An 11585-nucleotide genomic window follows, 5' to 3' on the forward strand; every position below is an offset into this window, starting at 1 on the left:
TGTCACTGACCAATACCAAAATGCGGTTGATAAATTAAAACAAGCAAACCAGGCGCAACAAAATGGTGAAAATCAATCTAAAGTAGACAGTTTATTAAATGATATCGATAGCAAACTACAAACAATTAAAGATAAACTTAGTAAACTGTTCAACTAAATATGAAATAACGAGAGGGTGCAAAGAGCATCCTCTTTTTCAATTCGAAAATTAAGGGAAATCACTTGAATTTTGTTATGATAGATAGGTAGAGATTATGGGAGGACGATAGAATGGATTTTTGGTTAAAACAAAGCGCTGAGAATGTTCCTGAAAATATCGCATTAGATGACGGAACAACTCAACTTACATACGCTAACGTGTATCAATCAGCAAAACAATATGCATATGTCTTTAAACAGCTTAATCAAAAGAGAATAGCCTTTTACATTGATAATCGTATTGATGCTGCGTTAATGATTTATGGGGCTTGGTTAGCTGGTATAGAAGCAGTGATGATTAACACACGACTTACATACAAAGAAATTAAAGCACAACTTAAATCTGTACACACAGACACAATCATCGCAACATTACCTTTAGAATTAGAAGAATTTACTATTATAAATTGGAGTGAAATTGAGCAACGTCGTTCAACACAAACTTATGAGACTGAATTAGACTTAAACCGTATTGCATCTATCATGTTTACTTCTGGAACTACAGGTCCGCAAAAAGCAGTGCCGCAGACTTTCAACAACCATCTAGCGAGTGCTAATGGATGCAGAGAAAGTTTGGGCTTTGATCGTAATACGAAATGGTTATCCGTCTTGCCGATTTATCATATTTCAGGTTTAAGTGTGTTATTACGCAGTATAATTGAAGGATTTACAGTCAGATTAATGCGCAAATTTGAAACAGAAACTGTTTTAAAAGCGATTCAAAACGAACAAATTACACATATTTCACTCGTACCGCAAACGTTAGGATGGATGATGGAAGCGGGGTTAACACAACCTTATCAACTTCAAAAAATTCTGCTCGGCGGTGCGAAATTATCTGATGACTTAATTCGTAATGCCTTAAAAGCGGACTTGCCAATCTATAATTCATTCGGTATGACAGAAACCTGTTCGCAATTCTTAACCGCTTCTCCCTCCATATTAAAACAAAACCCTAACACAGTAGGGAAACCGAGCCCAAATGTACAAGTTAAAATTATCAACCCAAATCATGAAGGACATGGAGAACTCTTGTTGAAAGGTGACAACGTAATGGATGGATATCTCTATCCTGAAAATCTAACAAATGTATTTGAAGAAGGTTACTTTAAAACGGGTGACATCGCAAGTATGGACATGGATGGCTTTGTGATGGTTTATGACCGCAGAAAAGATTTAATTATCAGCGGCGGTGAAAATATTTATCCATATGAAATAGAAACTGCTGCGAAACGTTTTAAAGGGATTACAGATGCGATGTGCTATGCGCAAGAAGATAAAGTTTGGGGACAAGTTCCAGCATTATATTATACGAGTGAACAAGATATAGACCATGAAGCATTAGATACATTTTTAAAACAAGAATTAGCGAAATATAAAGTGCCGAAACACTATCAACAAGTATCGACATTACCTTATACATCTACAGGTAAATTAAAACGTGGAAAGTTAGAGGAATAAACATGCGCTTCGAGACGATTCAATTTTATACGTATGAAGCACCTTTTAAGCATCAGATTAAAACACCAAAAGTTTCATTAGAGACACGAAAAGTATTAGTTATCGGATTGAAAAACGAGAATGGACAAATTTATTTCGGTGAATGTAATGCCTTTGAAACAGATTGGTATGATAAAGAGACAATAGACACTGTATATAATCATTTGAAACGATGGTTTTATGAAACGTTAGAGGGTAAAACACTTAGAAACTTTGAAGAAGCGGTTCTATTGTTGAATCATTTAAATCATGCGCCCGCGGCAAGAAGTACTGCAGCTATGGCGCTTTATCAAGCGTTTCATAAACTGCCTTCTTTTGCAGTGCAGTATGGGGCAACAATCAGCGGCTTATCAACTAAAAATTATCAACAATTATTAGAAACAAAACCAAAGCGTATTAAATTAAAATGGTCACAACAAGTCATTTTTGATATTAAAAAACTACAAAGCTTACCATTTAAGCCATGGATAGCGTTAGATGCTAATGAGTCTTTAAATGATCAAGATATAACCACTTTAAAAAAAGTTCAAGACATGGAAGATATATTATATATCGAGGAACCGTTTAAAGATTTAGAAGTGTTATGTACGTTATCTCCTGAAGCCATACCCCCTGTAGCTATCGATGAGAAGGCAAGAGACGTAGCAAGTATTTTAAATTTGATTGATTACTATCCGATTGATACAGTCATTTTAAAACCTTTCAGACTGGGCGGTATAGATAAAATTATAGATGCGATAAATCGTCTACATCAACGAAATATTAAAGTAGTCATAGGCGGTATGTACGAATATGGATTAAGTCGTTATTTCACAGCTTACCTTAGTCAGTATGCTGATTATCCAGGTGATGTCACACCTTATGGCTATTATTTTGAACAGGAGTTTACGCAAGAAAATGGCATATTAAAAAGGGGTCACTTATATTTCGTGCCCCCTGAAATTGATGTGAATCAATTAGAAATTTATTCGTGATGATGGTGATGACAATGTTCATGCTTATCGTGTTTTAAAGGTACTGGGTCAAAACCGCCTTTATGAAGCGGATGACATTTTGAAATACGTTTGATACCAAGCCATGTGCCTTTAATCGGACCATGGACTTCAATCGCTTCTTTTGTGTAGTTCGAACATGTAGGGTAGAAGCGGCAAGTAGGAGGTGTCAACGGTGAAATAAAATGTTGATAAATCCATATTAAGCCGAGTAAGAGCTTCTTCAAAATAATCCCTCCAACTGATTTATCTCAATTCGTAACGAATCTATTTTAGCATATATTATAAAAGGATGTGATAGAACGTGATTATACATGATCAATTTGACAAAGAAATCCGGTTGAACTTTACACAACCACAAGATAAACCGAATGGGGAACACGTTCTTGCGATCGCATTTCTCGATGACAATTTTCTATTAACTCGACATAAAAAAAGAGGGATAGAATTTCCAGGTGGAAAAATAGAACAAGGTGAAAGCAGTGAAGCGGCAGTGATACGTGAAGTGTTTGAAGAAACTGGCGGCATTGTTTCTGATTTGACTTACATTGCGCAATATACAGTGTTTCATCCAGATGGTACCAAATGGTTTACAAAAGATGTATTTGCGGTACAAGTAGACACTTTACAAATTAAGGATGATTATTTAGAAACTGCAGGACCAGTGACAAGTCACCGGTTAGATGAAATTTCAGATGATGAAAAGAGTTTTTTACTAGAAGATGAAGCGATATTAAAATGTGTGGAAAGAGTGATAGAACTTGGACTTTATCAAAAGAAAGAGGATGCCGATTGATCTGGCTACGCATCGTGGTGAAGAAGTAACTTATCAGGTAGATAATTTACGTGTAAAAGGATTAATGGTTACGCCAAAACAGTCTGTAAAACGCATTGTTGTTTATTTACGAGGCGGTAAAGGAAAGGTCGGCCGTGTTAGAACAGGACGGTTATTACAATTTGCGAACGATCATACGTTGGTTTTCGGACCTTACTATCGCGGTAATAATGGCAGTGAAGGCATAGATGAATTCAGCGGTGATGATTTGCATGATGTCACACAGGCCATTCGTATTTTGAAAACACTGTACCCAGAAGCTTTTGTGCATATGATTGGTTTCTCTCGAGGTGGCTTACAAGGATTATTAACATTTCAAGATTTACCAGCAGATAGTTATATTACTTGGGGTGGCGTATCTGACTTGCATTTGATGTATGAAGAGCGTGTAGATTTAAGAGGCATGCTGCGTCGAATGGTAGGACATCCTAAAAAAGATTTAGAAGCTTATCAAGAAAGAGAAGCATTGCAGTATATTGATGCAAACAGTCCGCCGATTTTAATTATTCATGGCGGTGAAGATATTCAAGTGGGTATCCATCAGGCGTATTATTTAGAAAACTATTTGAAACAAATAGGTCATCGTTATCAAACATACTATCAACCAAAAGAAGGACACATTCCAAGACCAAAAGCATTAAAAGAAGTGCTGAATGTGATTCATCAATGGATGGATGATGTTGAAGCAGAGAAGATATAAAAATTCCGAGAAAGGACTGACCTCTCTCGGAATTTTTTTGTTTCTCTATTTAATTAGGCTTGGAATCCGCCTTTTTCAGCGATTTCATCGTTTTCTTCACCGAATTTCTTAAAGTTTTCAACGAAACGTGATTTCAAGTCTTCAGCTTGTTCACGGTATGCGTCTTTATCACTCCAAGCATTGATTGGTTGTAGAATTGAATTTGGTACATCTTCAATTTCAGTAGGAATACTTAAACCGAATGCTTCATCTTTTTCGAATTCAGCATCTTTTAAGTCGCCTTTAATCGCAGCGTCTACCATGCGACGTGTATATTTAAGGCTGATACGACGTCCTACGCCGTATTTTCCGCCAGTCCAGCCTGTATTAACTAAATAAACATCTACCTCATGCTTATCAATTAAATCACCTAATAAATCTGCATAGACTTTAGGATGTAATGGCAGGAATGGTGCACCGAAGCATGTTGAGAATGAAGGTACTGGTTCAGTAATACCGCGTTCAGTACCTGCAAGCTTAGATGTGAAACCACTTAAGAAGTGGTAAAGTGCTTGTGCTTTATTTAATTTAGAAATAGGCGGTAACACACCAAATGCATCTGCAGTAAGGAAAATGATTGTATTTGGGTGTGCAGCTTTAGATGGTTTCGCAATGTTTTTAATATAGTCGATCGGATAAGCAGCACGTGTATTTTCAGTGTGCTCGTTATCATCGAAATCAACTGTACCATCGTCAGCAACAACTACGTTTTCTAAAATAGTACCGTAGCGGATTGCGTTGAAAATTTCAGGTTCTTTTGATTTTGAAAGGTTGATGGCTTTTGCGTAGCAGCCGCCTTCAATGTTGAAAATACCATTTTGGTTCCAACCGTGTTCATCATCACCAATTAATTTACGATCTGGTGCTGCAGATAAAGTTGTTTTACCTGTACCTGATAAACCGAAGAATAAAGCGACATCGCCTTTTTCACCAACGTTAGCTGAGCAGTGCATACTCATGATGTCTTGTTGAGGTAATAAATAGTTCATGACTGAGAAAATACCTTTTTTCATTTCACCCGCATATTCAGTTCCCCCGATTAAGATAATACGGTGTTTAAATGAAACAATTACGAATGTTTCTGATTTCGTACCATCAACTTCAGGATTAGCTTTGAAGTGTGGTGCTGAAACAATTGTAAAGTTTGGTTTGATTTTTTGTGCTTCTTCTTTTGAAGAAGGGCGGATGAACATGTTTTTCGCAAATAAATTATGCCATGCCATTTCATTAACTACTGTTAAACGTAGTTGTGTATCTTCGTCGCTGCCTGCATAACCATTGAAGACGTACAATTCATCTTTTTGATCTAAATAGTCTAAAACTTTGTCATAAAGTCTTAAGAATGTATCTTCTTCAATAGGTTGGTTGATTGAACCCCAGTCAATCGTATCTCTATAAGAAGGTTCATTTACAATAAATTTGTCTTTAGGTGAACGTCCAGTGTATTGACCTGTCAGTGCATTGATAGCCCCAAGTTCTGTTAGTTCCCCTTCGTTGTTGTCCAGAATCTTGTTGTACAATTGTGTAGTTGTGAGTTGGAAAAGTGATGAAGACTTTCCAATCAAATGATCCAACTTATTACGGTTAGTTTGTGCATCTACTGCCATTTTAAAAACCCCTCCAGCGCGTAAGTATTGTTAATAATTGTAAGCCTTTACATTTTCATAGTATAACATAATATGACGATTATTCCATAACAGATTTAAGATTTTAGACATATAGAATTGACAAGCATAAAGAGTTTGGGTAGTATTGTGATTAACGGATTCTCTTATCCTGAGTGGCGGAGGGACATGGACCCAACGAAGCCCAGCAACCTCTCCTTGTCGGAGAAAGGTGCCAAACCGTTTGCAAATATCATTAAAGATGTTTGAACGATAAGAGCGAAAGGACGTTTAAGGGCTTTCTCTCTATGTTTATATAGTTTGAAAGTCCTTTTTTATTTGAGCTCGTAGATAGAGAATTTTCGTAATCAAAATCAAAAGGAGTCAGTTATGTCGAATAATAGAAAATTGTTTACGTCAGAATCTGTTACAGAAGGGCATCCTGATAAAATAGCGGACCAAATTTCAGACGCTATTCTGGATGAATTATTAAAGAAAGATCCGGATGCAAGAGTAGCTTGCGAAACAGTAGTCACTACGGGAATGGCTATGATTGTCGGAGAAATTTCTACAGCAACTTATGTTGATTTTCCTAAGGTTGTCCGCGATACAGTAGCAGAAATCGGTTATACGAGAGCGAAATATGGTTATGATAGTCAAACAATGGCTGTAATGTCAGCGATTGATGAGCAATCACCAGATATCGCACAAGCAGTAGATACTGCTTTAGAATATAGAAATGAAATTACGGAAGAGGAAATTGAAAGTACAGGTGCAGGTGATCAAGGTTTAATGTTTGGTTATGCGACGAATGAAACAGAAACATATATGCCGACACCTATTTACTTCTCACACCAACTTGCGAAACGCTTATCAGATGTCAGAAAAGATGGTACATTAACTTACTTAAGACCAGACGGTAAAGTACAAGTAACAGTTGAGTATGATGAAGATGATAAACCAGTACGTATTGATACAATTGTTATCTCTGCACAACATGCTGAAGATGCATCATTAGATCAAATCCAACGTGATATCAGAACACATGTAATTGATCCAATTGTACCGGCTGAACTTTTAGATGAAGAAACTAAATTCTTCATTAACCCAACAGGTCGCTTTGTAATTGGCGGACCTCAAGGTGATGCTGGTTTAACAGGACGTAAGATTATTGTTGATACTTATGGTGGTCTTGCACGTCACGGCGGTGGTTGCTTCAGTGGTAAAGACCCTACAAAAGTAGACCGTTCAGCTGCTTATGCGGCACGTTACGTGGCTAAAAATATTGTTGCTGCCGGCTTAGCAGATAAATGTGAAGTACAACTTGCTTATGCTATCGGTGTTGCAGAACCTGTATCTATTTCAATTGATACATTCGGAACTGGTAAAGTTTCAGAAGGACAATTGGTAGAAGCGGTAAGAGCTAACTTTGACTTGCGTCCAGCAGGTATCATTAAAATGTTAGACTTGAAACGTCCTATTTATAAACAAACTGCAGCATATGGTCACTTCGGCCGCACAGATATTGCTTTACCATGGGAACGTGTTGATAAAGTGGACGCATTAAAAGAAGCTGTTCAAGCATAATTGTACAGTTTTTGAATTTGTGACATTTTATTATCGATACATTCGATATTTTCCTTTATAATTGGGATTAAGATATGTAAAGGAGCGGAATATGTTATGGGACCATTAGAAATTGGTTTGATTGCAGCAATTGTTGTCGCTGTTATCTTCTTTGTCTTATTCTTAGTTGTCTTAAACAGCAAGAAAAAGGCTAAGCTGAAAGCAGAGGAACAATATGAGGCAAAAGAAAGAAGTATAAAAGAAAATTATGAAGACGAGCTTGAAAAAGAACGCGTCGAACATAAAAAAGCGGTCACTAAACAACGCGCTGATTTCGATGAAACAGTGACAGCTAAAGACCGTGAAATCGATGCGCTGAAGCTCTTCTCGAAAAATCATAGCGAGTATGTGACAGACATGCGCTTAATCGGTATCAGAGATCGTTTGGTTAAAGAAAAACGTATTCGTCCAGAAGATATGCATATCATGGCGAACATTTTCTTACCAAAAAATGATTTCAATGCGATTGATCGTATCAGTCATTTAGTTTTAACACGTACAGGCTTATACATTATCGATTCTCAATTACTTAAAGGACATGTTTATAACGGCATCAGTCAAGAACAGTTCGGTACATTACCGACAATTGAACAAGTCTTTGATGTGTTAGATCTAGATAAACGTCATCCACAAACATTAGTGTTAGATGAAAATGATGATAAGCAATCAGCTTCATTTGTAAACTACTCAAATCAATTAAAAGAAGTTGAGCACTTAGCAGATACATTGAAGCGCGAATTGAATTTGAAATACACACCAATGGCATTACTTTATTTCAATCCTAAAAATGAAGGTGCAGTGACAATTTCAAACTACGCACAAACAACAAATACTAAAGTATTAGTCGGACCAGAACAATTAGATGAATACTTTAATAAATTTGTTTTCCATGGCCGTATTCAATATAATGTTGAAGATTTACAACGTGTGATGGAAGAAATTGAATCTTTTAATTAATATTTCATGCACTGTTGACTGTAAATATACAGTTGACAGTGCATTTTTAATTCGAAATGTTTTACAGTTTCATTCACAGTGCATAGCATAAAGATAAAGCAACGATGCGAGGAGAGAGAAATATGAATACATTAACGTTATATAATGGAAAAACAATGCCAAGACTAGGACTAGGAACATATAGAGTTGAAAATAATGATGAATTAGCACAATCCGTGTCATTAGCAATAGAAAATGGTTATCGCAGTATTGATACAGCTGCACGCTATGAAAATGAAGAAAAAGTAGGAGAAGGCATTAAAAAAGGTATTCAAGCTGCTGGTATACAACGATCAGATCTATTTATTACATCAAAATTATGGTTAGATGATTATGGCAGAATAAATGTTGAAGATGCCTACCAACGCACCTTAGATAAACTCGGTTTGAATTATTTGGATTTGTATTTGTTGCATTGGCCTGGTCCTAATGAAGAAGAAATGATTGACACGTGGAAAGGTATGGAAGATTTATTGAAACAAAATAAAGTGAAAAACATTGGTGTCAGCAATTTTCAACCTCATCACTTAGAAAGCTTATTATCACATGCATCGATTAAACCCGTGATTAATCAAATAGAATTTCATCCTTATTTAACACAAAATGATTTAAGGTTGTATCTCAAAGCGCAACGCATTCAAGCTGAAGCTTGGTCACCATTTATGAATGGATCCGTATTAAAAGATAAAACGATTCAAACGATTGCTGAAGAAGTAGGAAAGTCACCTGCACAAGTTGTATTAAGATGGCATATTCAACATGAAGTCATTGTGATTCCGAAATCTATCACACCTTCACGCATCAAAGAGAATATGAACGTATTTGATTTTAAGCTTTCTGATGACCAAATGCAGCGCATTGACGATTTGAATCAAAATAAAAGTATAGATGCAGATGTGCCTGCTTATAAATCTTATTAATCAAAAAAGCGTTACCCTTTACAGTAGGAGTAAAAGGTAACGCTTTTTTATGCGATGACATAACCGATTAAGCATGCGATAAAGCATAATCCATATTGTAAAAAGCTATAAGCAATAAATAATATACGTTGAGACTTTGTCGTCAGCATATTGGTTAATTCCAGTGATAACGTTGAAAATGTAGTTAAACCACCTAAAAATCCTACAATGACCAATGGGGAAAGCCAAGCTTGCGCCATTGCGATTCCTGAAAGCAGACTGATTAAGAAACTGCCTACTAAGTTGACGATAAGTGTTGCTACCGGTAACCGGGTGGATAGTTTTGAACAACTGTTTGTTACAGCTGCACGGACCACTGCACCTAATCCGCCACCAAGCATAACTAATAAAAGGTTACTCATGACTTAAGGCACCTCCAGCTTTACTACCGATATAACAAATTGCTAAACCAAGTATATAACTTGAAACAGCATAAATAATAAGTAAGCTATATTGTTGATGTTCAAACATTTTCACCAGTTCAAACTGAAAAGTAGAGAATGTGGTTAATGCGCCTAAAAATCCAGTTGTAATACCTTTTTTGAGTAAGGGATTAGATTTAAAAGTTTGAATCACTAATGCGGATACTAAGCCCATAAAAAAGGCACCCGCTAAATTAGCAATAAAAGTTCCAATAGGGAACCCTTGGCTATGGTTTAATTGTGAAAAGATAAAGCGCAACAAGGCACCTAAAGCGCCTCCTGCAAATACATATAAATACTGCAAAATATCGCCTCGTTACTTTAATGATAAATAAATGATGCTGCTGTTATAGTGGATTGTCAATTAAAATTTAATCATTCCAAATGAGATCAAAGAAGTTATAATATGAATAACAATCACTACAAATAAGATGATAGGTAATATTTTACTGGCTTTACGAATCCAATCTGTACGTTCTTTTGAATGTTTAATAGATTTGTCTGCTAAAATGATCGCAATAATTAAGATAATTGCATTGACAACACTGCTTGTAATTATTTTTTTAGCAATTGAGTGAAACTGCTCATTTAACAGTGGATTATACATGTTGAAGTTAAAACTGATAATAATAAGGATAATAGTTAGATAAAAATAAAGTTTTGACCGTGACATGATGACCTCCGTTTCTGTACATTCTTTTATAATATCATAATTTTTTAGAGGGTTGTCATTTCTTTTCAAAACCTTTTTAACAATTATATCTTGAGTTAATCAATCGCGATTTAAACAGGGTAATGTTATAATCAAGATACTTTAGACAGCATTGAAAGTTAACAGTAATAAGGAGGCACTTATTTTATGGTAAAAGCAGATTTGAATGTAGAAGTATTTGCGGATGGTGCAGATATTGAAGAAATGAAAAAAGCTTACAAAAATAACGAGGTAGACGGTTTCACAACAAATCCAAGCTTAATGGCTAAAGCGGGTGTAACAGATTATAAAGCATTCGCTGAAGAAGCTGTGAAAGAAATTCCAGATGCTTCAATTTCTTTTGAAGTTTTTGCGGATGATTTAGAAACTATGGAAAAAGAAGCGGAAATTTTAAAACAATATGGTAAAAATGTTTTCGTTAAAATTCCGATTGTGAATACAAAAGGTGAGTCTACAATTCCTTTAATTAAACGATTATCAGCAGACGGCGTACAATTAAACATTACAGCTGTATACACTTTAGAGCAAGTTAAAGAAATCACAGATGCAGTGACTGAAGGTGTACCAACTTATGTTTCAGTCTTTGCAGGACGTATTGCTGATACGGGTGTGGATCCACTACCATTAATGAAAGAATCAGTAGAAGTAACACACTCTAAAAAAGGTGTTAAATTATTATGGGCAAGCTGCCGTGAATTATTTAACGTCATTCAAGCAGATGAAATCGGTGCAGATATTATCACTTGTCCAGCAGGCGTTATCAGCAAAATCCCTAATATCGGCAGAGATATCAATGAATTATCAGTAGATACTGTTGAAGGATTTGCGAAAGATATTCAAAAATCAGGACTTTCAATTCTATAATTAAATGAGAAATCTAGTATCATGATAATTGATTCTAGTATAAAATAGAGGCAGAAATAATCTTTACCAAGGTATTTATCCTTTTCGTAAAGTTATTTCTGCCTCTTTTTAAAATTTTACCGGGCAGGTGTATAGATG

At 35.8% G+C, this 11585-nt stretch carries 13 protein-coding genes and 1 riboswitch; of the genes, 8 read left to right on the plus strand and 5 right to left on the minus strand.

Annotated elements, in window-relative coordinates; genetic code table 11:
• Positions 1-270: 270 nt before the first annotated feature.
• Entirely contained in the window at positions 271-1659 is a 1389-nt protein-coding gene (gene menE / locus BU038_RS10270) for an o-succinylbenzoate--CoA ligase (RefSeq protein WP_107605963.1), read from the plus strand.
• 2 nt (positions 1660-1661) lie between these two features.
• Positions 1662-2672, plus strand: a complete 1011-nt coding sequence (menC, locus tag BU038_RS10275; RefSeq protein WP_107605964.1) for an o-succinylbenzoate synthase — start codon at positions 1662-1664, stop codon at positions 2670-2672.
• Here menC and yidD read toward each other — a convergent pair.
• On the minus strand, positions 2663-2920 hold the full coding sequence (yidD, locus tag BU038_RS10280; RefSeq protein WP_107605965.1) for a membrane protein insertion efficiency factor YidD: 258 nt from the start codon (positions 2918-2920) through the stop codon (positions 2663-2665). The two genes, menC and yidD, sit on opposite strands and share 10 nt — an antisense overlap.
• Before the next feature lie 74 nt (positions 2921-2994).
• Between yidD and ytkD the strand changes: the two genes are divergently transcribed.
• Both ytkD and BU038_RS10290 read left to right on the plus strand, forming a co-directional pair.
• Complete coding sequence (gene ytkD / locus BU038_RS10285) at positions 2995-3486, plus strand: RNA deprotection pyrophosphohydrolase (protein ID WP_107605966.1); 492 nt, start codon at positions 2995-2997, stop codon at positions 3484-3486.
• A complete protein-coding gene (locus tag BU038_RS10290; RefSeq protein WP_107605967.1) occupies positions 3452-4225 on the plus strand; it encodes an alpha/beta hydrolase family protein in 774 nt (257 codons plus the stop codon). Before ytkD ends, BU038_RS10290 begins: the two co-directional genes overlap by 35 nt.
• Positions 4226-4278: 53 nt before the next feature.
• Here BU038_RS10290 and pckA read toward each other — a convergent pair whose 3' ends face one another.
• Positions 4279-5871, minus strand: a complete 1593-nt coding sequence (pckA, locus tag BU038_RS10295) for a phosphoenolpyruvate carboxykinase (ATP) (protein ID WP_107605968.1) — start codon at positions 5869-5871, stop codon at positions 4279-4281.
• Positions 5872-6032: 161 nt separating this feature from the next.
• Positions 6033-6148, plus strand: a riboswitch (SAM riboswitch).
• Positions 6149-6258: 110 nt separating this feature from the next.
• Between pckA and metK the strand changes: the two genes are divergently transcribed.
• The 3 genes from metK to BU038_RS10310 all read left to right on the plus strand — a co-directional run bounded on the left by metK (position 6259) and on the right by BU038_RS10310 (position 9410).
• On the plus strand, positions 6259-7455 hold the full coding sequence (metK, locus tag BU038_RS10300) for a methionine adenosyltransferase (RefSeq protein ID WP_107605969.1): 1197 nt from the start codon (positions 6259-6261) through the stop codon (positions 7453-7455).
• 96 nt (positions 7456-7551) lie between these two features.
• Positions 7552-8451, plus strand: a complete 900-nt coding sequence (locus BU038_RS10305) for an NERD domain-containing protein (RefSeq protein WP_002481255.1) — start codon at positions 7552-7554, stop codon at positions 8449-8451.
• Positions 8452-8573: 122 nt separating this feature from the next.
• Positions 8574-9410, plus strand: a complete 837-nt coding sequence (locus BU038_RS10310; protein ID WP_107605970.1) for an aldo/keto reductase — start codon at positions 8574-8576, stop codon at positions 9408-9410.
• 47 nt (positions 9411-9457) lie between these two features.
• Here the strand turns inward: BU038_RS10310 and BU038_RS10315 are convergent, their stop codons facing one another.
• Genes BU038_RS10315 through BU038_RS10325 form a run of 3 tightly spaced genes read right to left on the minus strand, consistent with a single transcriptional unit; the run spans position 9458 to position 10544 of the window.
• The gene (locus tag BU038_RS10315; RefSeq protein ID WP_107605971.1) at positions 9458-9811 is read right to left on the minus strand and encodes a fluoride efflux transporter FluC; all 354 of its coding nucleotides are present in this window, start codon (positions 9809-9811) and stop codon (positions 9458-9460) included.
• Entirely contained in the window at positions 9804-10175 is a 372-nt protein-coding gene (crcB, locus tag BU038_RS10320; protein ID WP_107605972.1) for a fluoride efflux transporter CrcB, read from the minus strand. Before crcB ends, BU038_RS10315 begins: the two co-directional genes overlap by 8 nt.
• 60 nt (positions 10176-10235) lie before the next feature.
• Positions 10236-10544 carry a hypothetical protein gene (locus BU038_RS10325; RefSeq protein ID WP_107605973.1) on the minus strand — a complete coding sequence of 103 codons (309 nt, stop codon included), beginning with the start codon at positions 10542-10544 and terminating at the stop codon, positions 10236-10238.
• 186 nt (positions 10545-10730) lie between these two features.
• On the opposite strand from BU038_RS10325, the gene BU038_RS10330 reads away from it, so the two are divergent.
• Positions 10731-11447, plus strand: a complete 717-nt coding sequence (locus tag BU038_RS10330) for a transaldolase (RefSeq protein WP_107605974.1) — start codon at positions 10731-10733, stop codon at positions 11445-11447.
• Positions 11448-11585 lie beyond the last annotated feature (138 nt).

The sequence above is a fragment of the Staphylococcus simulans genome (assembly GCF_003043455.1).
Taxonomy (GTDB): domain Bacteria; phylum Bacillota; class Bacilli; order Staphylococcales; family Staphylococcaceae; genus Staphylococcus; species Staphylococcus simulans_A.

Coding starts and splice junctions, on each gene's coding strand:
- pckA (WP_107605968.1), bottom strand. CDS start 5,871: ATGGCAGTAGATGCACAAACTAACCGTAATAAGTTGGATCATTTGATT.
- BU038_RS10330 (WP_107605974.1), top strand. CDS start 10,731: ATGGTAAAAGCAGATTTGAATGTAGAAGTATTTGCGGATGGTGCAGAT.
- menC (WP_107605964.1), top strand. CDS start 1,662: ATGCGCTTCGAGACGATTCAATTTTATACGTATGAAGCACCTTTTAAG.
- BU038_RS10325 (WP_107605973.1), bottom strand. CDS start 10,544: ATGTCACGGTCAAAACTTTATTTTTATCTAACTATTATCCTTATTATT.
- BU038_RS10315 (WP_107605971.1), bottom strand. CDS start 9,811: ATGAGTAACCTTTTATTAGTTATGCTTGGTGGCGGATTAGGTGCAGTG.
- metK (WP_107605969.1), top strand. CDS start 6,259: ATGTCGAATAATAGAAAATTGTTTACGTCAGAATCTGTTACAGAAGGG.
- BU038_RS10310 (WP_107605970.1), top strand. CDS start 8,574: ATGAATACATTAACGTTATATAATGGAAAAACAATGCCAAGACTAGGA.
- menE (WP_107605963.1), top strand. CDS start 271: ATGGATTTTTGGTTAAAACAAAGCGCTGAGAATGTTCCTGAAAATATC.
- BU038_RS10305 (WP_002481255.1), top strand. CDS start 7,552: ATGGGACCATTAGAAATTGGTTTGATTGCAGCAATTGTTGTCGCTGTT.